Consider the following 25,615-nt stretch of genomic DNA (forward strand, 5'->3'; position numbering starts at 1 on the left):
GAGCGCTGGCACCAGCGGTGGAAGGAAGGGGGCGGGCAGAAGCTCGGCTCCGGAGCCCGATGAACGTCGTCGCTGATCCGGCGCGGAATCGGTCCGTCGGATGAACTGGCGGTGACGACACGGCCCCGTCGGATGCCGGGTGTTTTCCCGGCGTCCACCGTCCGTTAATCTCCCCGTGTAATTCACCGGCCGTTGGCCGAATCCTTTGCGCCCCGGGAAAATTCGTGCAGCGACAGGTCGCCTGAACGCGTTAGGCTCAGCCTACCTTCCTCAACATGAGTACAACATCAATCAGCGAGCGTGAAGGGATACACCGCCGTGAGTCGTCTTGCAGGTATTCACGATCTGGCCTACTGCTTCACCCGGCTACAGGCCGGTGGGGGTGCCGCATATTCGGGGGACTGGCTGGGCCTGGGAGCGAACTTGGGCGCGCTCGCCGGAAAAGCGATGTGGTACGGCAGGAACCAGATCAAGGTCCTCGCGGACGCGCTGAAAACCCAGGGCACCAAGACACTGCCGACACCGACCGCGATCATCGACGTCGCGATGGTGGCGATCTCGGCCGTCGACCTTCTCAATGGGTTCTGGACCCCCGACAAGGGTGCCTCATTCACCAGCGGCGCTGACAAATACGAGACCGTCTACCTCTACCTGAACGAAGCCGCCCCCGACCCCCGGGACTGGAGCGGGGACGCGGCAAAGGCGTACGCCGACGCGACCGCGGCACTGCAGGCACTCGTGCAGACGATGCAGGATCTGGACAAGAAGATGCAGACCCTCATGGCCGACCAAGGCTCCGAGGTCGCCAAGGCGCACAACTGCATCGCGATGACGCTGCTGGGCCTCGTCATCGCCCAGGGCATTGCCCTGGCGCTCTACCTCATCCCGGTCGTCGGCCACGAAATCTCCGCGGCGTGGCAGATCATTGCCGCCTTCGCGGCATGCGCCACCGTCTTGGCGTTCGAGATGTTCACGCTGTCCAACTCGATGTCGCTGTCGAGCCAGATCCACGCGGTCGCCCTGGAGTACGGCGTGGTCGCCGAGAAGGCGATCCCCACCAGCTCGTTCGCTCGGATTGAGGTGAAGGGGGCCGAGGAGACCACGGCGGGCGACTTCAAGGCCATCTCCGCCAGCATGTCGGCCTTCACCGCCGCGCCCACGGTCGCCTCCTTGGCCAGGCTGGCGCCGACGACCGGCGATTCACCGGAGGAACGCGGCGTCCTCGGTGCGCTCAAGAGCGACGGCGCGACACCCGTCGAAACCGCCGCGGCGGCCGCGACACCGGCGGCGACAGCGCCCACCCTGAGCCAGGTCGCTCAGGCGTCCGGGCAGCTGGCGCAGATGTCCGGGCAAATCTCTCAGCCGATGAACTTCGTCAACCAGATGATGGGGCAGGTCCAACAACTCGCCTCCACGGGTCAACAGCGCCAGGGGGCAACGCCGCCCGTCGAGACTGCCACCGAGGAGCCCGCCCCGGCGGGGGCCACCTCGGCGGGTAACGGCGACGGGGCGGGGTCGGGCACGGCCGGCGCCGAGCGCGCACCGGTCGACGGCGCTGCGGTCGGTGACCAAGCTGCGCATGCGCCGGGCGGGCCGCAGCGCGTCTTTTAGCCCTGGCCAGTGCGGCAAAAACCGATACGAGTCAAGGCAACAGCGAGTAGAAATATCCGTTGAGGAGATTCCCATGGCAACGTTGAACGTCGACGAAAACTATCTCGAGAAATTGGCGACAAAACAGGGGCAAGCCGCCACCAAGGCCGCCGAAGCGGCGTCGGCCGCGAGCAACACCGAGACCGCGGTGTGGGTAACGCACGGCGTGATCAGCGGAGCGTCCAACGGCGCGTTCGTCACCGCCGAGAAGCAGCGCCGCGGCGCGGGCCAGAACATCGGGCAGCACGCGTCGGATCTGGCCGCGAAGTTGCGCGTCGCCAAGCAAACGTACGGCGGCGTCGACGAAGAGTTGAGCGACAACCTCAACAAGCAGATGCGCGATAGCTGACCATGTCCGGTCCCCTCACTCCCGGCCTTGCGGGCCTCGACGATGTCGTCGGGGTGGAGGTGACCGTCGACGGCATGCTGGTGATCGCCGACCGGCTGCACCTGGTCGACTTCCCGACGGCGCTCGGGATCCGTCCGAACATCCCTCAAGAGGAATTGCGGGATCTCGTCTGGGATCAGGTGCAGCGCGACCTCACCGCGCAGGGGGTGCTGGACCACCGGGGCCAACCCCACCCGGCAGTGGCAGCGATGGTCGACACGATCAGCAGGCCCGACCGCAGCCTCGAGTGCCGTTGGTGGCGGCGCGATCTCGGCGGCGCCATGGTGCGTTTTGCGGTGTGCCGCAAGGGTGAACGCCACGTCATCGCCGTGCGTGACGGCGACCTGGTGGTGCTGCAATTGGTGGCCCCGCAAGTAGGGCTGGCCGGCATGGTGACGACCGTGCTCGGCCCGGCCACGCCCGCCAACGTCGAGCCGCTCACCGGTGTCGCGGCCGAGCTGGCCGGATGCACGACCGCCGGCCAACTGGTCCAGCACGGCGCCTCGCCGGTATCGGCCCGCGTCTACGCCGAAATCATCAGCGATCCAAGTAGTTGGGTGGAGATCATCGCCAGCCAGCGCCACCCGGGAGGAACGTCCACGCATACCGAGGTCGCCGCCGGTGTCCTCGACTCGGCGCACGGCAGGCTGGTATCGCTCCCCCGCCGCGTCGGTGGCGAGCTCTACGGCAGCTTCCTGTCCGGCACCCAAGAAAACCTGCAGCGCGCGCTGGACGGCCTCGTGGAGTTCCTCCCGGCGGGCGCGTGGTTCGACCGCGTCGAAGCCTCCGCCGGGGGCTGACCCCTAGCCCCGACCGATAGTTCAGAAAGAAGGAACCATGCCGCAGTACGACGACCGCGACGATCTGGCCGCCCTGGATTTCTCCGCCACCGGATCCGGTGCCGACACCCTCGAACAGTCAGACGCGCTGGACTTCTCGGCCCCCGCAGAGGATGACGAGGAGTCGGCCGTCGATGCGTTGCACGACTACGCGCCGAGCGAACCCGAGGATCTGGACACCGACCTCGCCGCGATCGAGTCGCAGACCGAAGCCACCCAGGAGGCCGGCGAGGGCGACGAGGAAACCCCCCAAGAGTTCACGGTGACCAATCCCCCCGAGACGGTGTCGGTGTCGGCGCTGATGGACGGAAGGACGCAGCGCGTCGAGCTGTCCCCGAAGGTGACGAGCATGAGCGAGACCGAGCTCGCCGAGGAGATTCTCGTCATCGCGGACCTGGCCAGGCAGAAGGGCCTGGCCGCCCAGCACAGCTATCTGTTGGGAGACGATTCCCTGTCGGAAACCATGCGGGAGATGGGAATTGACGGCAACGACGTCGTACGCGACTTCATGGAGAACGGCATCGGTTTGACGACGCCGGAGCAGGCCGCCGCGGCGCAGGCGGAAGTGTTCGCCACCCGATACTCGACCGATAAATGACAGAACATCTGGCCGGCCTGTTCGAAAGCGCGGTCGGCATGCTGCCCGTGTCGGAGGCACGGGCGCTGGATCTGTTCACCGAGATCACCAACTACGACGAATCCGCCTGCGACGCATGGATCGGCCGCATCCGCTGCGGAGACACCGAACGGGTCACGTTGTTTCGGGCTTGGTACTCGCGAACCCATTTCGGCCAGCTTGCCGGGGCCGCCCAGCTTTCGATGAACGCCGTCGGGGCGCGGCTCCCGATCGGCGGCCCCTACGGCGACATCACCTACCCCGCCAACTCGCCCCTGGCGATCACCATGGGCTTCGCCGTAAGTGAGGCGGCGCAAGGGAATTACGCCGACGCGATGGAGGCCGTCGAGAACACTCCGGCCGCCGGTGCCGAGCACCTCCTGTCGTGGGTCAAGGCCGTGATTTACGGCGAGGCTGGGCGCTGGACCGAGGTCATCGACGAAGTCAGGGGCGCCGGGAGGTGGCCCGACGAGTTCCTGTCCGCCGCTGCCGGGGTCGCGCACGGGGTCGCCGCGGCCAACCTCGGTCTGTTCACCGAGGCCGAACGCCGGCTCACCGAGGCGAACGCGTCGCCGGCCGGTGAAGCGTGCGCACGGGCCATTGCCTGGTATCTGGCGATGACGCGCCGCAGCCAGGGGAACGAAGAAGCGGCGGTGGCACTGCTGGAATGGCTGCAAACCACCCATCCCGAACCCAAAGTGACTGCCGCGCTGAAGGACCCGTCGTACCGCCTGACGACCACCAGCGCCGAACAGATCTCCGCCCGCACCGACCCGTGGGACGCGAACACCGTCGTCGCCGACACCTCGGGCCGCGACAGATTGCTCGCGGAGGCGGAAGCCGAGCTGGAGCGGCAGATCGGACTCACCCGGGTCAAAGAACAGGTCGAGCGATACCGCGCCGCCACCCAGATGGCTCGGGTGCGTGCGGCGCGCGGCATGAAGGTCGCGCAACCCAGCAAGCACATGATCTTCACCGGGCCGCCGGGCACCGGCAAGACGACCATCGCCAGGGTCGTGGCCAACATCCTCGCCGGCCTGGGCGTGATCCCCGAACCGAAACTCGTCGAGACCGCGCGCAAGGATTTCGTCGCCGAATACGAAGGCCAGTCCGCCGTCAAGACCACCAAGACCATCGATCGCGCGATGGGTGGTGTCTTGTTCATCGACGAGGCGTACGCGCTGGTGCAAGAACGGGACGGACGGACCGACCCGTTCGGCCAGGAGGCGCTGGACACGCTGCTGGCGCGAATGGAAAACGATCGGGACCGGCTGGTAGTCATCATCGCGGGGTACAGCTCCGACATCGACCGGCTGCTGGAGACCAACGAGGGGCTGCGATCCCGCTTCGCCACCCGGATCGAATTCGACTCCTACTCACCCGAGGAGATCCTGGAGATCGCGAAAGTGATCGCCGCCGCGAATGACTCGTCGATGAGCCCGGAGGCGGCCGACAATCTGCTGCAGGCGGCGAAGCTGCTGAGCCAGCAGACGGTGCGCGGCAAACCCGCGCTCGACATCGCCGGTAACGGCCGCTACGCGCGCCAATTGGTGGAGGCCGGCGAGCAGTACCGCGACATCCGGCTGACCCGCTCCGCCGACTTCGAATCGCTCGACGAGGACCGCCTGCGCGAGATCAACGGCGAGGACATGACCGAGGCGATCGCCGCGGTACACGGACGACTCAACATCATCGAGTGACGCATGGCGGGATTTCGGCTAACCACCAAGGTTCAGGTCAGCGGCTGGCGCTTCCTGCTGCGGCGCCTCGAGCACGCCATCGTGCGGCGCGACACCCGCATGTTCGACGATCCGCTGCAGTTCTACAGCCGCTCCGTCGCGCTGGGTGTCCTGGTCTCGGTGCTCGTCGTGGTCGGGGCGCTGGCGATGGCGTACTTCAAGCCGCAGGGCAAGCTGGGCAGCGGCAACCTGTTCGTCGACCGCGCCACCAACCAGCTCTACCTGATGGTGTCGGGCCAGTTGCACCCCGTCTACAACCTGACCTCGGCGCGGCTGATCCTGGGCAACCCGGCCGAACCCAAGGCCGTCAAACCCGCTGAACTCAACCGCTTTCCCAAGGGCCAATCCGTCGGCATCCCCGGAGCCCCGTATGCCACGCCCGTGTCGTCAGACTCCTCGTCGACGTGGGCGCTCTGCGACACCGCGATCAGGGCCGAGAGTACGACTCCCAGCGTGCAGACGGCGGTGATAGCGATGCCGTTGGCCATCGAGACCCCCGCGATAGACCCGATCCTGCCGAACGAGGCACTGCTGGCGTCCTACGGAGGCAAAGATTGGGTGATCACCACCAAGGGTCGGCACGCCACTGACCTCAGTGACCGCCCACTGACCTTCGTGGTCGGGATACGCGGCACCGCCAAGCCAACCCCGCTGTCCGCGGCCATGTTCAACGCGCTCCCCGACGCGGGATCCTGGCAGTTACCGCCGATCCCCGGCGCAGGGGCGCCGAACACCCTCGGGCTTCCCGACCAGCTGGTGGTCGGGTCGGTGCTGCAGCTCCGGACCACCTTGGGCACAAGGTACTTCGTCGTGATGCAAGACGGTGTGGCGCCGGTGAACGCCAATACCGCCGCGGCGCTGCGCGCTAGTCAATCGTATGGACTCGTGGAACCCCCGTCCCTGCCTCCGAACGCCGTCGTCGCGATTCCCGAACTGGTGTACAACTCGCCGCTGCCGGACGAACCGATCAAGATCGTGTCCCGGCCGGCGGATCCCACGCTGTGCTGGAGCTGGGAGCGCAAGCCCGGCGAACAAGCACCGAAGACCGCGGTGTTGACCGGTCGTCACCTGCCGATACCGGCGTCGGCGATGAATTCCGGGATCAAGCAGATCCAAGGCCCCGCAACCGTTTACACCGACGGCGGCAAGTATCTGCAGCTGCAGTCCCCCGACCCTCGGTACGGCGAATCGCTGTACTACGTCGACCCACAGGGTGTGCGTTACGGGCTGCCCGACGCACAGGCGGCCTCGGCATTGGGCCTGAGCGGGCCGAAGACCGCGCCGTGGGAGATCGTGCGCCTGCTGGTCGACGGCCCGGTGCTGTCGAAGGAGGCCGCGCTGCTCGAGCACGACACGCTGCCCGCTGATCCCAGCCCGCGAAAGGCCCCGGCGGCCGCCCCGGGAGGACCCTCATGACGACCAGGAAGTTCACCCCCACCGTCACGCGCGGACCGCGGCTGACCCCGGGCGAGATCGGCCTCACCCCGCCCGAGGACCTCGGGGTGGACATCCCGCCGTCGGGTGTGCAGAAGGCCCTTCCTTATGTGATGGGTGTCTGCATGCTCGGCATGATCGCGATCATGGTGGTCACCGGCACCAGGCAGCTGTCGCCGTACATGCTGATGATGCCGCTGATGATGATCATGATGTCGATGGGCATGATGGCCGGCCACGGCGGCGGCGGCAAGAAGGTTCCCGAGATCAACGCCGACCGCAAGGAGTACCTGCGCTATCTGGCCGGACTCCGTCCCCGGGTGACGTCATCGGCCAGCGCACAGGTCGCGTTCTTCGGTTACCACGCACCACATCCCGACGATCTGGGGTCGCTCATCGGCACACCGCGGCAGTGGTCGCGCCCGGCGAACGCCGACTTCTACGCAGCCACCCGCATCGGGATCGGTGACCAACCCGCGGTCGACCGCCTGATGAAGCCGTCCGCGGGCGGGGAGCTGGCGGGTCCGACCGCGGCGCCGCAGCCGTACCTCGAGCCGGTCGCCAACATGTGGGTGGTCAAGTTCCTGCGCACCCACGGGCTCATCCATGACTGCCCGAAACTGGTGCAGCTGCGCACCTTTCCGACGATCGCGGTGGGGGGCGACGCGGCGGGCGCGGCCGGCCTGCTGACCGCAATGGTCTGCCACCTGGCCGTCTTCCATCCGCCCGACCTGTTGCAGATCCGGGTGCTGACCGACGACCCGGACGACCCGGACTGGTCGTGGCTGAAATGGCTGCCCCACGTGCAACACTCGACCGAGACGGACGCCGCCGGGCCGGTCCGCATGATCTACACCCGCCCGGACAACCTGGCCGACCTGGCGGCCCGCGGGCCGCATACCCCCGACTCGCTACCCGGCGGCCCCTACGTCGTCGTCGTCGACCTGACCGGCGGTAGGGCCGGCTTTCCACCCGACGGAAGGGCCGGCGTCACGGTGATCACGCTCGGCAATCACCGCGGGTCGAACTACCGCATCCGGGTCGCCGACGACGGGACCGCCGACGACCGGCTGCCGGGACAGCAGTTTCGCCAGGTGACCTCGGTCGCCGACCGCATGTCGGCCCGGCAGGCCACCCGCATCGCGCGGAGGCTGGCGGGCTGGTCCATCACCGGCACGGTGCTGGACAAGAAGGGCACGGGCATCCAGAAGAAGGCGGCGACCGAATGGCACCAACTGGTCGGTGCCCACAGCGTCGAAGAGGTGACGCCGAGCCGGTGGCGGATGTTCACCGATACCGACCGCGACCGGCTGAAGATTCCGTTCGGCCACGAACTCAAGACCGGCAACGTCATGTACCTCGACATCAAGGAGGGCGCCGAATTCGGCGCCGGACCGCACGGCATGCTCATCGGCACCACCGGGTCGGGGAAGTCCGAATTCCTGCGCACGCTCATCCTGTCGCTGGTGGCGATGCACCACCCAGACCAGGTGAACCTGCTGCTGACCGACTTCAAAGGCGGGTCAACGTTTTTGGGTATGGAAAAGCTGCCGCACACCGCCGCCGTGGTCACCAACATGGCCGAGGAGGCCGAGCTTGTCAGCCGCATGGGCGAGGTCCTGACGGGCGAACTCGACCGTCGGCAGGGGATTCTGCGGCAGGCCGGCATGAAGGTCGGTGCCGCCGGAGCGCTGTCCGGTGTCGCCGAGTATGAGAAATACCGCGAGCGGGGCGCCGATCTACCGCCGCTGCCAACACTTTTCGTTGTCGTCGACGAGTTCGCCGAGCTGCTGCAGAGCCATCCCGACTTCATCGGGTTGTTCGACAGGATCTGCCGGGTGGGGCGGTCGCTGCGCGTGCACCTGCTGCTGGCCACCCAGTCGCTGCAAACCGGTGGCGTGCGCATCGACAAGTTGGAGCCTAACCTGACGTATCGCATCGCGCTGCGCACCACCAGTTCCCACGAATCCAAAGCGGTGATCGGGACCCCGGAGGCGCAATACATCACCAACAAAGAGAGCGGTGTCGGATTTCTGCGGGTCGGCATGGAGGACCCGGTCAAGTTCAGCACCTTGTACACCGGCAACACCTACGTTCCGGCGACTCGGGCCGAGACCAACGGTGAGGGCAACGGCGCCGCCCCGCAAACCGGGCCGAAGAAGGTCCGCATCCAGCCGTTCACCGCGGGACCCATGCCCGACGAGGTGATGGCGTCATGACGATCGAGGCCGGCAAGGGTCGCGCGTTGCGCGAGGTGGTGCTCGAACAACTCAGCACCACCGAGTCGCGCGCGTACAAGATGTGGCTCCCCCCGCTGACCGACCCGACACCCATCAATGAACTCATCGCTCAGGACCACCCCCAGCCCCTTCGGTTCGCGCTGGGAATCATGGACGAGCCGCGCATGCACCGGCAGGCGACCTGGGGCGTGGACGTGTCCGGCGCGGGCGGCAACATCGGCATCGGGGGGGCGCCGCAGACCGGGAAGTCCACGCTGCTTCAGACGATGATGCTGTCCGCCGCTGCCACCCACTCACCGCGGCAAGTGCAGTTCTATTGCATCGATCTCGGCGGCGGTGGCCTGATCTATCTCGAAAACCTCCCGCACGTCGGCGGGGTGGCCACCCGATCGGAGCCCGACCGCGTCATGCGCGTGGTTGCGGAGGTGCAAGCCGTTCTGCGGCAGCGGGAGGCGACCTTCAAGGAGCACCGGGTGGGTTCGATCGCGGCGTACCGGCAGCTGCGCGAGGACCCCAACCAACCGGTCGCGGCCGACCCGTTCGGTGACGTCTTCCTGGTCATCGACGGGTGGCCGGCTTTCGTCAGCGAGTTCGCCGATCTCGAGTCGCAGGTCCAGGATCTGGCCGCGCAAGGGCTGTCGTTCGGCGTCCACGTCGTGATCACCACCCCACGCTGGACGGAACTGAAATCGCGCGTGCGCGATTACCTCGGCACCAAGATCGAGTTCCGCCTCGGCGACGTCAACGACACCCAGATCGATCGGGCCACCCGCGAGATTCCGGCGAATCGCCCGGGCCGGGCGATGTCGACGGAGAAGCACCACTTGATGATCGGCGTCCCCCGGTTCGACGGGGTGCACAGCGCGGACAACCTGGTGGAGGCGTTGACCGCGGCCGTGGACGAGGTTGCGGCCCAACACACCGAGCGGGCGCCGAGGGTCCGGGTCCTGCCCGAGCGGATCTACCTCTACGAGCTCGACCCGCACCCGCCGGGGCCGGATTCCGATTACCGCACGCGCTGGACGATCCCGGTCGGGGTCCGGGAATCCGATCTGTCCGTTGCCCACGCGCATATGTACACCACGCCGCACTTGCTGATTTTCGGTGCGGCCAAGTCGGGCAAGACGCGCACCGCCCACGCGATCGCGCGGGCCATCTGTGCCCGCAACAGTCCCAGGCAGGTGCGCTTCATGCTCGCCGACTACCGCTCCGGGCTGTTGGACGCGGTGCCGCAAAGCCATCTGCTGGACGCGGGCGCGATCAACCGCAACAGCACGACACTCGACGAAGCCATCAAGGCGCTGGCGGTCAATCTGCAGAAGCGGTTGCCGCCGGCCGACCTGACCTCCGCACAACTGCGGTCCCGGTCGTGGTGGAGCGGATTCGACGTCGTTCTTCTTGTCGACGATTGGCACATGATTGTGGCGGCGTCCGGCGGAATACCGCCCATGGCGCCGCTGGCGCCGTTATTACCCGCCTCTCAGGATATCGGTCTGCACATCATTGTGACCTGTCAAATGAGTTCCGCGTACAAGGCGACGATGGACAAGTTCGTCGGCGCCGCGTACGGGGCGGGATCGCCCACCCTGTTCCTTTCGGGCGATAAGCAGGATTTCCCGTCGAGGGATATCCAGGTCAAGCGGCGGCCCCCTGGCCAGGCCTTTTTCGTCACCCCCGAGGGAAAGGAGGTCATCCAAGCCGCGTACTTGGATCCCCCAGAAGAAGTGCACTCAGCACCTCCAGGGGGCGGTTACGATTATCCCAGCGCCCAGTAGGAAGCACTGGACCACCGCCCGCATAACGAGCCGAGACTGCGTTGTCGTAAGCGTTGTTTAGCCCTAATTGAATAATTTATCGCGCGCGGAAGTACAGGTGAGGTACGCAAATGCAAGAAATGGCACTTAGCCCGACGCTTGTCGATATCGGCGGCGCAGTGACAGCCGATATCGACCCGAGTGTGGCGGCGACGTCAGCGGCGGTCGACGAAGGCGCCGCCGGCCGCCTCGGTATCGCGGCCGGCTTCCAGGAATAGCCGAAAAGCACACGCAGACAAGGGGACTGGATACCATGTTGTGGCACGCGATGCCACCGGAGCTGAACACCGCGCGGCTGATGGCCGGAGCGGGCCCGGCGCCGATGCTGCAGGCCGCCGCCGGCTGGGAAGCGCTGGCGGGCGCCCTGGAGGCGCAGGCAGTGGAGTTGTCTGCGGCCCTGGTCTCCCTCAAGGCCTCGTGGACCGGCATGAGCAGCGAACGTGCCATAGCCGCGACGATGCCGATGGTCGCCTGGCTGCAGACCGCGGCACAGCAGGCCCAGCAACGCGCGATGCGGGCCGCCGCGCAGGCCGCCGCCTACACGACGGCGCTGGCCATGACGCCATCGCTGCCGGAGATCGCGGCCAACCACATCACCCACGCGGTCCTCACCGCCACGAACTTCCTCGGCATCAACATGGTGCCGATCGGACTCAACGAGACGGATTATTTCGTCCGCATGTGGAATCAGGCCGCGGCCGTGATGGACATCTATCAGGCGGAGACGATCGCGAACACGGCCTTCGAGCCGCTTCCACCCGTCAAGCCGATCCTGCAGCCGGCGGCCGGCGAGGCGGTGACCACCGCGGCCTTGAGCAACCTGTCGGCCGTGGGCTCCGACGCCATCCCCGGGGCTATGCGCGCTCTCTCGGAGGTGACCGACGAGATCCCCGAGAGCCTCCCCGAGGCCGGGGTGCCGCTCGAGCAGCCGGCTATGCCGTCCTTGGGACAGATAGGTCAGCTGGGCGGGCCCATGCAGCAGCTGATGCAGCCGCTGCAGCAAATGATGTCGATGGCTGGCCAGACAGGCGGCATGGGCGGCCCGGGCGATAACCCGTTCGGCGACAAGCTCGGCGGCCTGGGTGACAAAGAAGGCAAACAGCTGGGCCTGATCGGTGCCAGTCCGCTGTCCAACCATCCGCTGGCGGGGGGATCGGGCCCCAGCATGGGCATGGGACTCATCCGCTCGGAAGCGCTGCCCGGTGCCGGCGGCACCGCGGCGCGCACGGGAATTATGAGCCAGCTGATCGATAAGCCAGCGCAAGTGGTTACGCCCGCCGGCGCCGGCGCCGGGTCGTCGGCGGCGGGCGGCGCCGCTCCCGTCGGCATGGCGAGCGGCGCCGCTCAATCCGGCGGCGGCACCAGGCCAGGGCTGGCCTCCCCCACACTGCTGGCCTCGCATCCGGACGACGGCGGCGACGCCGACCTTGACCACGAGGACGACTGGTGAGCGCCCACAGAGAAAGACTTCCCGGCCGCCCGGGCCGGAAGACTTGCCAACACTTGGCGAGGACAGCAAACAGAGAAAGTAGTCCAGCATGGCAGAGATGAAGACCGATGCCGCTACCCTCAGCGCGGAGGCTAGCAACTTCGACAGGATCTCCGGAGAGCTCCAGCGGGTCATCCAGACCGTGGAGTCGACCGGGGGCGAGTTGGCCGGTCACTGGCGCGGTCAAGCCGGCGCCGCCGCTCAGCAGGCGTTGACGCGCTTCCACGAAGCGGGCCAAGCCCAGATCAAGGCGCTCAGCGAGATTTCGCAGAACATTCACGGCGCCGGGATCCAGTACTCCTCGGCCGACGAGGAACAAGCCAGTTCTCTGTCGTCGCAGATGAACTTCTGACCCATCACCCCTCAGCAACACAAAGAAACGGAGCAACAATATGTCGGAACAGTCATGGAATTTCGCCGGTATCGAAGCGGGATCCAGCTCGATTGCGGGCGCTGTGCAAACCACCCAGAGCCTTCTCGACGAGGGGAAGAGTTCCCTCGCCAAGCTGGCCGAGGCGTGGGGCGGCAGCGGTTCGGAGGCCTACCAGCAGGTCCAGCGGAATTGGGACGACACCTCCGCTGAACTCAACGCCGCGTTGCAGGCGCTGTCCCAGCGCATCACCGAGGCCAGCCAGGCGATGGCTCAAACCGAATCCGGCGTCACGGGCATGTTCACGTAAGACGATGGCGAGCGGCGAAGCACGAGATTGGGCCACGTCGACCTGACCGGCGATTTAGGCTCTTCTCGTGCTTCCTCGCATGAACGTGTTTGACGGAAGGGTTTGATGGCGGCCGACTACGACCGGCTCTTCCAATCCCTCGAGGGAATGGAATTACCCGATGAGGCCACGGCGCAGACGGAATTCGACGTCGATGCGCCGGTTGCCATGCCGTCCGGCCCGCCCAAACCCAACGGCCATCCCCCGCCACCGATGCCGGTCGACCTGGCGGATCGCGCCGTTCCCACCCGAGTGGAATCGACACCGCCGCCGGTCGACTGGTCCCCACCAAGCGAGCCGGCCAGGCCGCCCATGCCGGTCGACCTGCCCGAGCAATCCGATCGAACGGAATCGCCCCCGCCACCTCCACCAATGCCGGTCGACCCGCTCCCAGAACCTTCACCGGCCCGGGTCGAGCCGCCGCCGGTAGAGCGGCCCCGGCAACCACCGCCGGCCCCACCCGAATCCGCACCGGCCGACCGGCGCCACCGGCAGCCGCCGCCGGTCCGGCCGGAATCGTCTGCGCCCCAACCGGAACCGCGGGTCCAACCCCCCGCCCCGCAGCCGCGGCATGCGCGCCGCGCCGATCACACCGACGCGCCGAACGTACCCAACGCCGCGCCCAGCCGGCACGGCCACCGCGCCGAGAGCCGACCGGGTCGTCCGAAAGCAGCGATCGGCCCTTCCACGACATCGAGTTTGGGCACCGGCCACCCGGCACCGAAAATCAACGGCGGGCCGGTGCCGTTGCGGCAACGTGAACCCGACGTGGTTGCCGCCCGTCCTCCTCGCCAAACGCGGAAACCGCTCGCCGAGGCGCCGGCGCAGCCGAAATCGCCTCCCGTAGCGGTGAATGGTGATCGCGGCAGCACAGATGCCGTCACCCACATTGGCGTGCAACCGGCCAGGAAGACAGCGGAAAGGGCGGTACCTCAACGGGGTTGGCAACACTGGTTGTACCAGTTGACGCGCATCAACGCAGGCCCGTCCCGGGACGAAAAGTACGAGCAGGACTTGTACCGGCGAATTCGCCGCATTCCGAGCGGTTCTCACCAGATCGCGGTGGTGGGCCTCAAGGGCGGGGTGGGGAAGACGACCGTGACGGTCGCCCTCGGCTCGGCGCTGGCACAGGTGCGAGGCGACCGGATCCTGGCACTCGATGCCGATGCCGACTCGGGTAACCTCGCCGATCGCGCGGGCCATCGGTCCGGCTCGACCGTAGCGGAACTGCTTGCAGACAAGGGCCCGTCGCATTACAACGACGTCCGCGCGCACACCGGCGTCAACGCGGTCAACCTGGAGGTGCTCGGCGCGGCGCAGTACGCCACGGCGCAGCGCGCGTTCAGCGCCGCGGACTGGCAGTTCGCGGCCGACGCGGTGTCGAAGTTCTACAGCGTGGTCTTGGCCGACTGCGGGGCGGGTATGACGCGCGGCGTGCTCGCAACGGCGTCCGGGGTGGTCATCGTGACCAGCGCGTCGGTCGACGGCGCCCGGCAGGCGGCGGTCGCGATCGATTGGTTGCGTAACAACGGACATCACGAATTGCTCGGCCGCGCGTGCGTCGTGATCAACCATGTTGCGCCGGGAGAGCCCAACGTCGCCATCACTGACCTGGTTCGCCAGTTCGGGCAGCACGTTCGGCCGGATCGAGTGGTGGTGTTGCCGTGGGACAAACACATTGCGGCCGGAGGGGAGATCGACATTCGCCTGTTCGACCCGGTCTACAAGCGTAGGATTACCGAGCTTGCCGCAGCACTGTCCGACGATTTCGACAGGGGTGAACGTCGTTGAGCGCACCCACCGCCACCGCCGGCGCGGCCGCCGCTGCCGGGCCCGCCGGCGCCACGCCCGCCAAGCCCGCGACGACCCGGGTGACCATCCTCACCGGTCGGCGAATGACCGACGTCGTGCTGCCGTCGTCGGCAACGATAGAGACCTACGTCGACGACACCGTCGCGGTGCTGGCCGAACTGCTCGAAGATACTCCGGCCGATGTGTTGGCCGGCTTTGACTTTTCCGCCCAGGGCGCTTGGACTTTCGCCAGGCCGGGAGCCCCGCCCCTGAACCCCGACAAGTCCCTCGACGACGCGGTCGTCGTCGACGGGTCGCTGCTGACGCTCGTTTCGGTGAGCCGGACGGAGCGGTACCGCCCGCTGGTTGAGGACGTCATCGACGCGATCGCCGTGCTCGACGAATCGCCGGAGTTCGACCGGACCGCATTGAATCGCTTCGTCGGCATCGCGCTTCCCGTGGTGGCCCTGGCCATTACCAGCATTGCGGCACTGGCGTGGTGGAACACCGGGCGTCACCTGTGGTGGCCGTTGGCGCTGGGTATTGCTGGGCTCCTGGCGCTGGCGGGCAGCTGGGGCGCGAAGAAGTTCTACCGGAATCCGAGCCTGTCCGAGAGCCTGCTGGCGACGGCGGCACCGCTGATCACAGTTGCTGCGGCACTGGCTATTCCGCGGCCGCGCGGAGCCGATCCGCTGGGGGCGCCCCAACTGGCCGGCGCCGCAGCGGTCGTGCTGTTCTTGACGCTGCTGACCCGGGGCGGGCCCCGTCGGCGCTCCGAGCTTGCGTCGTTTGTCGTGATCACCGCCATCGCGGTCACCGCGGCGGCCGTGGCGTTCGGCTATGGCTGGCAGCACTGGGTACCGGCGGGAGCGATCGTCTTCGGGCTCTTCACCATCACCAACGCGGCGAAGCTGACCGTTGCCGTGGCCAGGATCGCCCTGCCCCCGATTCCCGCGCCCGGCGAGGCCGTCGATCATGACGAATTGCTCGATGCGGTTGCCGGCCAAGAGGTCGGCGACGACAAGGAGGCCCGGACCTGGCAGGCGATCATCGCCTCGGTGCCCGACTCCGCCGTGCGCCTCACCGAGCGCAGCGAGTTGGCCAAGCGACTGCTGATCGGATTCGTTGCGGCCGGCACCCTGGTTCTGACGGTGGGCGCCATCGCGATCGTGGTGCGCGGACACTTCTTCGTGCACAGCCTGGTGGTGGCGGGTTTGGTCACGGCCGCATGCGGATTCAGGTCGCGTCTCTACGCGGACCGTTGGTGCGCGTGGGCGCTGCTGGCGGCAACCGTCGCGATCCCGGTTGGGGTAATTGCCAGGTTGAGCATCTGGTTTCCGCACAGCGCCTGGCTGTTGCTGACCATCCTCGCGAGCACCGGCCTGATTGCGCTCGCTGCCGTCGCCGCGACGATCGGGATTCGCCGCGTCTCGCCGGTCATGAAGCGCGTTCTGGAACTGCTCGACGGCGTCCTGGTCGCCGCGATCCTGCCAATGCTCTTGTGGATCACCGGCGTCTACGACATCGTCCGCAACATCCAATTCTGACGACGGTGGTGGCGCCCGAAATTGCCGCAGTTCCGGGGGTGCCGGGTTGGGTAAGATTCTCGTGACGGGAAACGCGTAGAGGAGAGCGGCTGATGATCGAACCATTGGTCGTTGAGCCCTCCCGTTTGCAGGCTGCGGGAAACACATTGCGCGACCTGGTCTTTCCCGTGCCGCCCGCCCCGATCGTGGCTCCCGGGACGGATTCCGTGTCGGCGGCGGTCAATGCGACGTTGCCGATCATCGAATCGCCGGTGACCGATGGATTGCCCGCCGTCAAGGCCGCGCTGTCCAAGACGGGATCCAGCATCGCCGCCGCGGCCGCAATGTACACCGACACCGACGAGAGACTCGGTGACCACCTCACGCAGGTTCAGTTCCGCGGCGCCGCAACGGAGCCCGCGGCCGGCGGTTCGGCCGAGAAGCCCGCGGGGGGTCCGGTAGACGAACCGGCGGAAGACAAAAAGCCCGGGCCTGTCAAGCCGACTCCGCAGCCCGCCACGTCGGCGCCCCAACTCGATCAAATGGCGGGCGCGGCAGGATCACTGGGATCCGTGATGCAGGGCATGCAGGGGGCGATGGGCAGCATGCAGGGCATGCAGGGCGCCGGCGCCACGCCTGCGCAACTCGCTGACAGCACCAAGCCCGACGACGGGGCGCGTCAGGTCGACGAGGAAAAGAACCACGAAGGCGAGCAGCCGGGGGTGCCCGCCGAGGGCGCGGCACCGGGCTCCGAAACCTCGCAGGGCGCGCCGGTGGCGGCACCCTCGACGGCGGGACCCGAGGCGGCGCCGTCAGAGATCACCCTCTGAGCCGATAGTCCCCGGACAAGCCGCGCCTCGGTTGAGGCTGAGCCGGCGTGTGCGTCTCAGCGGCGATGGATCGACCAGGTCGTGGTTGACGCGCGCGGGCGTAGAGATCGCAATCGATGTGGCCGCCGGCCCCCCGCTCGGGGCATAGCTGGTCCGCGCTGTCGATGATCGCCCGCGACCACCTCTTCCCGGTCTGTCGGACATAACTGCTGGTCCGATGGCCTTGCATCTGGTGTAGTCATATGACTACACTTCCGGGGTAGCACACTGTAGTCATTTGACTACAGCACCGACTCGGAGGAGACGACCGTGACGCAGACGCTGACGCAACCGCAGGCGCTGAGTGTGGAGTACCAGGAGCTGATGACGCGGGCCGACGAGGTGGAGGCCGCGATTCCGGGCCAGCCTGCCGAGAACCCCGGCGCGCCCTGCGCCCTGGCGATGGTCACCGCGGCCGCCGCGCAACTTGCGTTGTCCGCCGACAACATGCGGCTTTATCTGGGCGTGGGCGACCGGGAGCGCCGGCGACTGGCGGAGTCGCTGCGAAACGCTGCCAAGGCCTACGAGGAAGTGGACGAAAGCGCGGAGGAGGCCATTGACAACGGCACGTCCGTGTCGCCGGCGACGCCCGGCCTCGCGGACGAAGGGCCGGACCCGGTGACACTGAGCGACACGAAAAAGGTTGCGGCGCCGGTTGAAGAGACGCCTTATTACCCGGTCCGGCAGGCCGCCGAGGAGATCGCCGCGCTTGATCAGGGCATCTCGTTCGATCTGTTCGCGTCGGCGTGGACCGTTCACCAACGGACGCTGCTTGAAGCCCGCTATCGATTCCGGCCGTTCGTCGATTGGTATGGCGACGCCGCGTATGCCGTTGAAGACAACTTCGATTCGCACAGGTCGTGGTTGGACCAGATGGCGGCGTTGTCCGGCACGATGGTCAGCCAGGCGCAAGGCGTCATGTCAACGCACCGCTGGGCGGTGACCGAGCATCCCACGGTCGCGCAGCTGAAGGAACTCGACGATGCCTGGGTCCACTTCCAAACTCACTTACCCGCGGCGCACTGGAAGGGCAGCGTCAAGCCCGCTCTGGAAGAGGAGTACGCGAGGTTGCAGAAGAAATCGGAAGAAGTGCTGGCCGAGTACGAAAAGCGGGCGGCATTACCGTTGGCGCCGATCAATCCCCCCAAGCCTCCTGCCGCCTACTACATCGCTCCGCCTCCCGAGCCTGGCTCGTACGAGACGGATCCCGGCACCCCGTACGACGAGTTGCCCTACGGCGACGAATATGTGACCACCCCGACGGGCATGCCGAGCGCGCCGTTTGCCGGCACGCCGCCGATGCCCACCGACCCGACGCCAGCGGGCGCATTGAGGGGGGCGCCCGCTGGCTCGACAGCGCCGGGTGTCAAACCGGCCTCATTCGGGGGCAAGGGAATTGGTGGTGGCCTGCCGTCGATGCCCTTGCAGCCCCCGATGGACGCCGAAGCGGCGTCACGACCGGTCGGCGCGGCCGCCGGGCCCACGGGACCGGGCCGCGGGATCCCGAGCGCCACGGCCGGTTTGGGGGCCGGTGGCATGGGCGCGGCTCCGATGGGCGCTCCCGGCGCTCAGGGGCAGCACAACGCCAAGGGCAAGCGCGCGACCCAGGACCAGGAGTCCCTCTATACCGAGCAGCGGCCGTGGACCGAGGGCGTCATCGGCCGCCGGCGCAGGGACGTCCCCGAGGGAAGGGAGGCCAAGTAATCAGCCAACGCTCAAACGAAGGCGGGCCTTTCCCATCTCGGCCGAGGGGTGCCGGGAACCTGGGAGAGGCCCGCCTTTTCGTTTCACGAAGCGTCGGATAGGGCCGCGGCCAACAATCCGTCGAGGTGCTTCCAGTACAGCCAGTCGGCGACGGCGGCGCGCTGGGCGGCGGGATCGGCTGCGGTGTGCGCCTGGTGGAGGATGACCTCTTGGGCGTGCTCGGCGTAGCGATGGAACGCCCGCAGATGCGCGACCCGTCGCCCGGGCGAACGACTGGCAAGGGGTTTCATCAGCTCGAACCACAACATGGGCCGCTCGTCGGCGCTGGGGCTGTCATCCTGCGGCGGCACCGGCATCTCGGCCAGCATCTCCTGCAGGCTGATCTTCCCTTCGGCCAGCGATGCCGCGAGCCGTGCGGCAGTCTCGGGATCCACCAACTCATCGGGCGCGCGTTGCTGGTCAGCCGACGGCTTGGTGTCCGCCGGCGCCGGCGGCAACATGCTCACCAACCGCACATCGGTGGTGGCCGCCAACCGATCCGCCGCCTCGGGGTCAACCACCTCGAGGCGTGACCTGCCGATCATGTCTCCGCTGTCCGGGATGTCATCCGGCTTGAGCACGATCTTGGCCGCGCCGGAATCGGAATCGGCCAATTGCTCCTCGGTCGCGATCACCGCCCGCAGCTTCTTATCGTGATGGTCCGCCCAACCCTGCACGGCCATCACCGGATAAGTGGCCCAGCCGGCCCTTTCGGCGGCAGCTATCGACCCATCGGCGGTCGCCATCTGCACCTGTTCGGGTAATTGCACTCCGTCGGGGATGTAGGCGAGCCCGTAGCTGTTGGCCACCACGATCGCGCCGTCGGTGGTCACCGCGGTGACCCAGAAGAAACCGAGATCGCCCGCGCCGGGACTGCCGGGTGCGTTCAACGCCGCCGCGATGCGCCGCGCCAACCGCAGCGGATCGGTCCCGCCGCTCTGGCGGCGGGCCGCATCGGCGGTCGCGGCCTCGGCGATGGCGTCGCGTTCGGCGCGCGCTTTCGAGACCGGGATAATCGGCGTCACCACAACGGAATCCGCCGAGTCAACGCGTTCAGTCGACGAGGTCGGATCGGCAGCGGAGGCACTCGGCCGAGGGGCCGCCCTGTTGCCGGCCGCGGCCGGCCTGGTGGCAGCGCTACCGCCCTGCGACCTCGGCCCGGCGGGAGCGCTGGAACCCGCCCCGGGGCCCGCACCGGCTCCGCCGCCACGTGATCCGCCACCCGAGGCCCCCATCGGCGCGGCCGGCATGCCCGCCGCCCCGGCCGGTGCGGCCGCGGCCGCGTCTTCCGTGCGGGGCGCCACCGACGGTGACATCAACGACGCCGGCGTCATGCCCTTGCCGCGTCCACCTGAACCTAGGGGTTCCGCCGACGCGGCCGGGCTGAGCGGAGCCGCGGGGCCCAGGGGAGCCCCCGGTATGCCCCCCGGTCCGCCCGGCACCGCCGGTCCGGATCCGCCCGGCGCCGCGGCGGGCGGTACGTGCGGCTGCCCCGGAAGGGTAGGCATTCCGGACGGCGGTTGCGCGCCACCGCCCGTGGGCATTCCAGGTGGTGGCAGCGGCGGCGCGGCCGGCGGCGGGCTCACGGGCGCGGGTGGCGCGGGACTGGGCCGCGGGCGCTCTTCCTCCACAGGTGGTGTCCGGACCGGGGTATCAGGAAGCCCGACCGGGGGCGGTGTCTTCTGATCGAGCAGGTCCTGCAGTGCATTGTTGGGCGGCTTCCACGTTTTGCTCGCCACAATTCGCTCGGCGGTGCTCGTTACCACGCTGAGGTTCGCCCCGTAGGCGGTGCTGATCACCGTATTGATCGCGGCCGTCCGCTCGGCGGCATCCAGGCCGGCATCGTTTTCAAGCGCATTGATTTGCGTCTGCGCGGCCTCCACGATGTCGCTCACGTCCCACTTGGCCCAAGCGATCGAATCGGCGACATACCTGTGCCAGGTGATCACGGTCGCCAGACCGTTCTGCAGCTTCTTCAGTTCGTCGATGTTGGTGCCGAGCTCGCTCTTGGCGGCGGTGGCGGCACCGCCCGACCAAAATCCTCCGTCGAAGATTTCGCTCTGTTCATGTTGGCAGGCCTCCATCACCGCGGTGACCTGCCGTAGCACCTCGGTGTACCGCTGTGCCCGGTCGTAGTAGTTGTCCTCGTTTGCCTCCGGCCAGGCGTCCGGGGCAAGCATCTGCGAGGCGTACTCGCCCATCGGCTTCGCGACGCCCATTGCCTACTCCTCTCCGGCAGTACGGGCGAAACCCTTCGGCCGCCGGAAGGTACCGAACATCATGGTTATCAAGCGTAATCGACGTTCAGCCAAGCCAACTGCGGCAAATTGTGCATCCGTCACCGCCCGCGGCAACGGTCAACTCCTTGGCCGCCATCGGGTTTCGCTCAGGCCAAGCCGAAGGTCTCTTTGAGCGAACCGGCGATCCCCGCGGCCAATTCGATCAGCCGCTCGTGCTCGGCGTCGATGGCGTCCGTCGCCACGGCCTGCGCGTTACCAATCGCCTCGTTGATGCGTTGCTCGACCGTGTCGGCGCCGAGCCGCAGTAACCCGTCGTCGATCTGCAGGCCGGTCAGGCACAGCCGCGCGTTGAGGGTCGCCTCGACGGTCTCGGATTCGTCGGTCGCACTGAATGATTCCGTGTTTGTCCGGTATTGCTGGTCTTCCAAGGCAGACTGAAACCGCTGCGCTTGCCGCAGCGCCTCTGCCACCTGGGGGTGCATCTCGATGGTCATTCGGGGTCCTTACTTGTCGGGGCCTGCTGCCTTGCGTGGGCGATTACCGATTACGCCTTCGGTCCACGGCCGCTCCTCGGTGTAGAGCGAGTCGTCGTCGGACTGCACACGTTTGCCCTTGCCCTGGTTCTGCCCCTGCCCTGCGCCCCCCATCGGAGCCATGCCGCCACCCATGCCGCCGCCGGCGGCGGCGGCCGCACCCGGCATCGCACGGCCCGGGCCTGCGGCCCCGGGTCCCGCGCCGGCCGGCCGTGACGCCGCTTCGGAATCCACCGCGGGCTGGAGCGGCATCCCGGGCACGCCGCCCCCGCCGCCGCCCCCCAGCGACGCCGGTTTCATCCCCGCCCCGGCCGGCATACCGGGCTTGCCCTTCAACGCGTCTTTCATGGCGGCGTCCATGGCCCCCTTGTCCGGCGCTCCGCCCATGCCCGGCGGCATTGTCGGCAGGGTGGGTGGGGTGCCAAGCCCGCCCTCGTCGCCGGGTAGGCCGTCATACGGGCCCCCGGGAATCGTCCCGTCGCCTTCGCCGGGCTGGCTGGGGTCGGGCGGCGGGGCGATGCGGGTGGCCATGGGTGGACTCTTCGGCGTCACCGGCGCCAGCGGTAGACTCGCCTCCCGCACAAAGGCGTCCAATACCTCTTCCGATTTGGTCTGCAATTCCTGGTAGCGTCCGATGGCCCACCAAGTCCAGTTCTGGTCGCCAATGCTTTTGTAATACTTGTACCAGCCGTCGGTCGATTCGATATCGTACGGCGTGGGATGTTCCCACCGCGCCTTCTTGTGCGCGTCGTAAACGGCTTTGGCTTGGTTGGAAACCTGAACACAGTACTGCACCATGGAGAATAGGTAATTGCGGTGCTGTTCAAAGTTTTGCTCAACGAGGAGCTGACTGTCGCTTTCCCAATCCATAAACGGCCGGAACCGATCGAGCGCGCGCTCTTGCAGCGTGCGCTGATAGGCATCCCATTTCCTCGAGAAATCCAGAAACGACGCGCCCTGGTCGGGAGCTTCGATGTCGTACGCCGCCTGCCTGACCTCGTAATAAGGATATTCAAAAGGCGGGGGCGGCGGGGGCGGCGCCGGCTTGGGCAAATCTAGGCCCCAGTCCTCGTCCGGATCGCAGTTGATGATCATCTGTTCGGTCCCGGCCACGCCGCCTGTAGTCCCTGATCCGGACACGGTGTTGTCGATAGACTGCGCGGCCTCTTCGTCAACCTCCTCATAGGCTTTGGCCGCATTCCTCAATGATTTCGCCAGCCGTTTGTATTCCCGTTCGCAATATCCGAGGTACTGCCGAATCGTGTTGGCGGACATCGCGAGTTGTGTGGCAGCACCAACGGCAATGGAGAGGGCGCTCGTCGGAAGTGGGTCGCCGGGCGGTGGAGTCGGCAGTGGTTCCTCGAGTTCGGCAGCTCTCCGCATGAGTTCGTCGTATTCGACCTTCAGCGTCTGCGTCATATCGGATCGTTCTCCTCGGTGCCCTAAGGGCGCCGTCGCTAGTGAGTCAGTGCCTCGATTGCGCCATTGGTGACGGCGCTTCTGATACGCATCGTTGCTGTCGCGGTAATCCTTGGCTCGGGCGAATCGTCAGAAATAGGCGGTCGGCAAATTGTCTCGTGCAACTCCCGAGCACCCCTTTCGTTCGCCGGGCCACGCGGGCGGTGCGGCGGCGGATCGACCGCTGACGACTGCTATCGTAAGCCACCCGCGAGCGGCCGGTGTGCGCTAATTTCGAAAGTTCATCATTCTCTGATACAGCCCGGATCTAGCGCCGGTCACGCGGCGGATCGGTCCCCTCGCCGCCGGAACGGGCGTTGCCGTCAGGCGTCGCGTGTTTCAAACAGTGCGCAGTAACTTCGCTGACCCGCCGCCTTGAATTGGCGGTACAGCTTGAATCTGACGTCGCCAACTTCGACGCCGGTGAGCAGCTGTTCGAGGCCGCCGAACAGGTCGTCGTACTGCTCGTCGAGCACTGCCAGGCACGGATTTGGTGGGTCCGCCGTGTGCAGGATCCGAAGCGTGAGAACGGACAGCCGATCGATGATCGTGCCGGGCGTTTCCGTGTGCAGTCTCGCGAGTGGATTCGGTTGGAAGCGATCAAGCAGGGCGACGTCGATGCCTTCGATGGCCTTGTTGCGCTGGTCGTTGAGGTCGTCGATCAGCCGTTTCCTGCCGGCGATCTCATGGTCGCCGGCGCCGGGACGGCGAACGGCATCTTCGTGATGCCACAGGGCGAAGTTGATCGCATGCAGATGCAGTGCCATCGCCGCGATAGTCCGGCTTTCCCATGACATTTCGGGCTCTTGGCAGTGCCAAGCCTGCGCCAGGTCGGAGAACTGACGCGCAGCGGCGAGAAGATCGCTCGCTGCCGGATCGCGGGATGGGCCGCGCAAGCTTTCAGGCATGCTCATCGGCGAGATCGGTTAGGGCGCGCAGCACGTCGTCGACGGTGATGTCGGCCATGGTCTTCACATCGACGTGCCGGTGCGGTGCGAACCTGAACCCCCATGTCGAGGGCCGGGTAGGGCCGAAAAGACCGACGCCGGGAACGCGCGCCAAATCCGCGGCATGGAGCATGCTCGAATCGACGCCGACAAAGAGGTCAGCGTTGGCGACCAGGCTCATGGTCAGATCGAGGGGTAACCCGAGATAGGAGATGACACGATCGCGCTGATTCCCGACGTTGAGCTCCTCGTGCCCCATCCCCACGATCCAGGCGACGAAGTCGCGACGTCGCGACAAGAACCGGTCCAGCAAATCGATGAACCGGGTGATCGGCCAACGCTTTTCCGCCCAATCGGTGTCGGCGTGCACGACCAATACCCTTGTGCCCTTGGTCACGGCGGCACGGATTGACCGCGCTTTCTCCCGCACCATCGGTCTGACGGGTACCGGTTGGGCGTAAGTCTCGATCCGCGCCGAAGGATCGAACAGACGCGCCAGATTGAAGATCAGATCGGCCGCATGGTCGACATCCTTCGGCGCCACGATGTCATAGCTATCGTGGTCGATCTTGAAGCCGATGCTCGTCCTAGGTGCCAGGGCTTCTCGAAGGGGGCGGACGAAGCTGTTCGAAATCAGGTTCCATGGCACGGTGTTGATGAACACGTCCACACCGCCGACCTCCGCGGCCAAGGCGCCATAGTCCGGGATCCGGCGGGGAGCTACGCCGGCGGCCGGCGATCCGGTGATATCGATCAGGCGAGGACTTACCTCCCATAAGCACAGGTCAAAAATGAACTTTGGGCAGACCAATGTCAAAGGGGCGGTGAACATCTCGCTCAGGGCTCGCACCGTCGGGAGCGTGACGATGGCCTCCCCGATTTTCCCGCCGAGATAGACCGCGGGCCGATCTACCCGCAGCACATCGTCGAGCGCGCTTCGCTCAAGCCTCGGCGAGTGTTCGCCCTGCTGAACCGTGATTTCGCTCAAGTTCGACCATCCTCCAGCCAAAGCTTAAACGCCGAAGTGGGGAGGTATGAGCACTTAATCGAGCTCGGCCCGGTGGAGACCCGGTGAGAGTTGAGCCGGCGCTACCGAAGCCGTCGTCGCTGAATCCGGTTTGCCTCAGATGAGGCCGACGGTGTGCTGCAGCGAACCGGCGAGCTCGGTCAGGGAGGCGAACAGCTGCGCCTGCTGCGCTTGCAGGGCCGCCGAGGCGCCGGCCTGGGCCTGGTGCAGCGCCTCGTTGATGCGCTGTTGCACCGTGTGGGCGCCCAGGCGCAGCAGGCCGTCCTCGATATCCAGGCCGACGATGCACCGTTGCCCGTTGATGGTCACTTCGACGGTCTTGGCTTCGTCTGTGGCCGTGAAGGATTGGGTGTGCGTCCGCTGCATCTGGGACTCGAGGGCCGAACTGAACTGCTGCAACTGCTCGAGCGCCTGGGCGACCTGGGGGTGCGCGTCCGGGCTCATGCGAAGAGTGCTCATGAGGGTAGGTCCTTAAACTCGGTTGAGTCTTGTCGCGTGGGCCGCCGACGGCCTCGGTCCACAACCGGGCTTGAGTCTAAAGCCGGCCGGCCGA

22 protein-coding genes are annotated in these 25,615 nt (G+C 67.0%); 16 read left to right on the plus strand and 6 right to left on the minus strand.

Going from position 1 to position 25,615, the window contains the following annotated elements; genetic code table 11:
* The first annotated feature begins 318 nt into the window (after positions 1–318).
* From G6N37_RS19285 to espB (G6N37_RS19360), 16 genes are all read left to right on the plus strand, one after another.
* Entirely contained in the window at positions 319–1,611 is a 1,293-nt protein-coding gene (locus tag G6N37_RS19285) for an EspA/EspE family type VII secretion system effector (RefSeq protein ID WP_163682855.1), read from the plus strand.
* Between the two features lie 73 nt (positions 1,612–1,684).
* Positions 1,685–1,999, plus strand: a complete 315-nt coding sequence (locus G6N37_RS19290; protein ID WP_163682857.1) for a type VII secretion target — start codon at positions 1,685–1,687, stop codon at positions 1,997–1,999.
* A gap of 2 nt (positions 2,000–2,001) precedes the next feature.
* Positions 2,002–2,838, plus strand: coding sequence for an ESX secretion-associated protein EspG (locus G6N37_RS19295; protein ID WP_163682859.1), 837 nt, complete (start codon positions 2,002–2,004; stop codon positions 2,836–2,838).
* A 37-nt stretch (positions 2,839–2,875) separates the two neighbouring features.
* Positions 2,876–3,475 (plus strand): hypothetical protein, encoded by a 600-nt coding sequence (locus G6N37_RS19300; protein ID WP_163682861.1) that lies wholly within the window; start codon positions 2,876–2,878, stop codon positions 3,473–3,475.
* A complete protein-coding gene (eccA, locus tag G6N37_RS19305; RefSeq protein ID WP_163682863.1) occupies positions 3,472–5,193 on the plus strand; it encodes a type VII secretion AAA-ATPase EccA in 1,722 nt (573 codons plus the stop codon). Before G6N37_RS19300 ends, eccA begins: the two co-directional genes overlap by 4 nt.
* Before the next feature lie 3 nt (positions 5,194–5,196).
* A complete protein-coding gene (gene eccB, locus G6N37_RS19310) occupies positions 5,197–6,648 on the plus strand; it encodes a type VII secretion protein EccB (protein WP_163682865.1) in 1,452 nt (483 codons plus the stop codon).
* On the plus strand, positions 6,645–8,885 hold the full coding sequence (gene eccCa, locus G6N37_RS19315) for a type VII secretion protein EccCa (protein ID WP_163682867.1): 2,241 nt from the start codon (positions 6,645–6,647) through the stop codon (positions 8,883–8,885). Before eccB ends, eccCa begins: the two co-directional genes overlap by 4 nt.
* Positions 8,882–10,681 carry a type VII secretion protein EccCb gene (gene eccCb / locus G6N37_RS19320; protein WP_163682869.1) on the plus strand — a complete coding sequence of 600 codons (1,800 nt, stop codon included), beginning with the start codon at positions 8,882–8,884 and terminating at the stop codon, positions 10,679–10,681. Before eccCa ends, eccCb begins: the two co-directional genes overlap by 4 nt.
* Before the next feature lie 110 nt (positions 10,682–10,791).
* Positions 10,792–10,938 (plus strand): hypothetical protein, encoded by a 147-nt coding sequence (locus G6N37_RS19325; protein WP_163682871.1) that lies wholly within the window; start codon positions 10,792–10,794, stop codon positions 10,936–10,938.
* A 35-nt stretch (positions 10,939–10,973) separates the two neighbouring features.
* Entirely contained in the window at positions 10,974–12,170 is a 1,197-nt protein-coding gene (locus G6N37_RS19330) for a PPE family protein (protein ID WP_163682873.1), read from the plus strand.
* 97 nt (positions 12,171–12,267) lie between these two features.
* Positions 12,268–12,561, plus strand: a complete 294-nt coding sequence (locus G6N37_RS19335; RefSeq protein WP_372514702.1) for a WXG100 family type VII secretion target — start codon at positions 12,268–12,270, stop codon at positions 12,559–12,561.
* A 40-nt stretch (positions 12,562–12,601) separates the two neighbouring features.
* Positions 12,602–12,889 carry a WXG100 family type VII secretion target gene (locus G6N37_RS19340; RefSeq protein WP_163682875.1) on the plus strand — a complete coding sequence of 96 codons (288 nt, stop codon included), beginning with the start codon at positions 12,602–12,604 and terminating at the stop codon, positions 12,887–12,889.
* A gap of 105 nt (positions 12,890–12,994) precedes the next feature.
* Entirely contained in the window at positions 12,995–14,719 is a 1,725-nt protein-coding gene (locus G6N37_RS26675; protein ID WP_163682877.1) for a MinD/ParA family ATP-binding protein, read from the plus strand.
* Positions 14,716–16,266, plus strand: coding sequence for a type VII secretion integral membrane protein EccD (gene eccD, locus G6N37_RS19350; RefSeq protein ID WP_179961863.1), 1,551 nt, complete (start codon positions 14,716–14,718; stop codon positions 16,264–16,266). The genes G6N37_RS26675 and eccD overlap by 4 nt, the downstream gene beginning before the upstream one ends.
* Before the next feature lie 92 nt (positions 16,267–16,358).
* Positions 16,359–17,075 (plus strand): ICP22 family protein, encoded by a 717-nt coding sequence (locus tag G6N37_RS19355; RefSeq protein ID WP_163682879.1) that lies wholly within the window; start codon positions 16,359–16,361, stop codon positions 17,073–17,075.
* 309 nt (positions 17,076–17,384) lie between these two features.
* The gene (gene espB / locus G6N37_RS19360) at positions 17,385–18,818 is read left to right on the plus strand and encodes an EspB family ESX-1 secretion system-associated protein (RefSeq protein WP_163682882.1); all 1,434 of its coding nucleotides are present in this window, start codon (positions 17,385–17,387) and stop codon (positions 18,816–18,818) included.
* Between the two features lie 83 nt (positions 18,819–18,901).
* Here the strand turns inward: espB (G6N37_RS19360) and G6N37_RS19365 are convergent, their stop codons facing one another.
* The 6 genes from G6N37_RS19365 to G6N37_RS19390 form a co-directional block, all read right to left on the minus strand.
* Positions 18,902–21,076, minus strand: coding sequence for a hypothetical protein (locus G6N37_RS19365; protein WP_163682884.1), 2,175 nt, complete (start codon positions 21,074–21,076; stop codon positions 18,902–18,904).
* Between the two features lie 167 nt (positions 21,077–21,243).
* Positions 21,244–21,591 (minus strand): YbaB/EbfC family nucleoid-associated protein, encoded by a 348-nt coding sequence (locus G6N37_RS19370; protein WP_163682886.1) that lies wholly within the window; start codon positions 21,589–21,591, stop codon positions 21,244–21,246.
* Positions 21,592–21,600: 9 nt separating this feature from the next.
* Positions 21,601–23,049 (minus strand): EspB family ESX-1 secretion system-associated protein, encoded by a 1,449-nt coding sequence (gene espB / locus G6N37_RS19375; RefSeq protein ID WP_163682887.1) that lies wholly within the window; start codon positions 23,047–23,049, stop codon positions 21,601–21,603.
* Positions 23,050–23,411: 362 nt separating this feature from the next.
* On the minus strand, positions 23,412–24,002 hold the full coding sequence (locus G6N37_RS19380) for a DUF4254 domain-containing protein (RefSeq protein WP_163682889.1): 591 nt from the start codon (positions 24,000–24,002) through the stop codon (positions 23,412–23,414).
* Positions 23,989–25,023 (minus strand): glycosyltransferase family 9 protein, encoded by a 1,035-nt coding sequence (locus G6N37_RS19385; protein WP_163682891.1) that lies wholly within the window; start codon positions 25,021–25,023, stop codon positions 23,989–23,991. The genes G6N37_RS19380 and G6N37_RS19385 overlap by 14 nt, the downstream gene beginning before the upstream one ends.
* Before the next feature lie 135 nt (positions 25,024–25,158).
* Positions 25,159–25,521 (minus strand): YbaB/EbfC family nucleoid-associated protein, encoded by a 363-nt coding sequence (locus G6N37_RS19390; RefSeq protein WP_232075107.1) that lies wholly within the window; start codon positions 25,519–25,521, stop codon positions 25,159–25,161.
* Between the last annotated feature and the right edge of the window lie 94 nt (positions 25,522–25,615).

This window comes from Mycobacterium seoulense, from assembly GCF_010731595.1.
In the GTDB taxonomy this organism is placed as follows: Bacteria; Actinomycetota; Actinomycetes; order Mycobacteriales; family Mycobacteriaceae; genus Mycobacterium; species Mycobacterium seoulense.

What these genes read in the sequence shown, in the direction of transcription:
- G6N37_RS19290 (WP_163682857.1), top strand. Translation starts at nt 1,685, where the DNA reads ATGGCAACGTTGAACGTCGACGAAAACTATCTCGAGAAATTGGCGACA.
- G6N37_RS19295 (WP_163682859.1), top strand. Translation starts at nt 2,002, where the DNA reads ATGTCCGGTCCCCTCACTCCCGGCCTTGCGGGCCTCGACGATGTCGTC.
- G6N37_RS19300 (WP_163682861.1), top strand. Translation starts at nt 2,876, where the DNA reads ATGCCGCAGTACGACGACCGCGACGATCTGGCCGCCCTGGATTTCTCC.
- eccA (WP_163682863.1), top strand. Translation starts at nt 3,472, where the DNA reads ATGACAGAACATCTGGCCGGCCTGTTCGAAAGCGCGGTCGGCATGCTG.
- eccB (WP_163682865.1), top strand. Translation starts at nt 5,197, where the DNA reads ATGGCGGGATTTCGGCTAACCACCAAGGTTCAGGTCAGCGGCTGGCGC.
- eccCa (WP_163682867.1), top strand. Translation starts at nt 6,645, where the DNA reads ATGACGACCAGGAAGTTCACCCCCACCGTCACGCGCGGACCGCGGCTG.
- eccCb (WP_163682869.1), top strand. Translation starts at nt 8,882, where the DNA reads ATGACGATCGAGGCCGGCAAGGGTCGCGCGTTGCGCGAGGTGGTGCTC.
- G6N37_RS19325 (WP_163682871.1), top strand. Translation starts at nt 10,792, where the DNA reads ATGCAAGAAATGGCACTTAGCCCGACGCTTGTCGATATCGGCGGCGCA.
- G6N37_RS19330 (WP_163682873.1), top strand. Translation starts at nt 10,974, where the DNA reads ATGTTGTGGCACGCGATGCCACCGGAGCTGAACACCGCGCGGCTGATG.
- G6N37_RS19335 (WP_372514702.1), top strand. Translation starts at nt 12,268, where the DNA reads ATGAAGACCGATGCCGCTACCCTCAGCGCGGAGGCTAGCAACTTCGAC.
- G6N37_RS19340 (WP_163682875.1), top strand. Translation starts at nt 12,602, where the DNA reads ATGTCGGAACAGTCATGGAATTTCGCCGGTATCGAAGCGGGATCCAGC.
- G6N37_RS26675 (WP_163682877.1), top strand. Translation starts at nt 12,995, where the DNA reads ATGGCGGCCGACTACGACCGGCTCTTCCAATCCCTCGAGGGAATGGAA.
- G6N37_RS19355 (WP_163682879.1), top strand. Translation starts at nt 16,359, where the DNA reads ATGATCGAACCATTGGTCGTTGAGCCCTCCCGTTTGCAGGCTGCGGGA.
- G6N37_RS19365 (WP_163682884.1), bottom strand. Translation starts at nt 21,076, where the DNA reads ATGGGCGTCGCGAAGCCGATGGGCGAGTACGCCTCGCAGATGCTTGCC.
- G6N37_RS19370 (WP_163682886.1), bottom strand. Translation starts at nt 21,591, where the DNA reads ATGACCATCGAGATGCACCCCCAGGTGGCAGAGGCGCTGCGGCAAGCG.
- espB (WP_163682887.1), bottom strand. Translation starts at nt 23,049, where the DNA reads ATGACGCAGACGCTGAAGGTCGAATACGACGAACTCATGCGGAGAGCT.
- G6N37_RS19380 (WP_163682889.1), bottom strand. Translation starts at nt 24,002, where the DNA reads ATGAGCATGCCTGAAAGCTTGCGCGGCCCATCCCGCGATCCGGCAGCG.
- G6N37_RS19390 (WP_232075107.1), bottom strand. Translation starts at nt 25,521, where the DNA reads ATGAGCACTCTTCGCATGAGCCCGGACGCGCACCCCCAGGTCGCCCAG.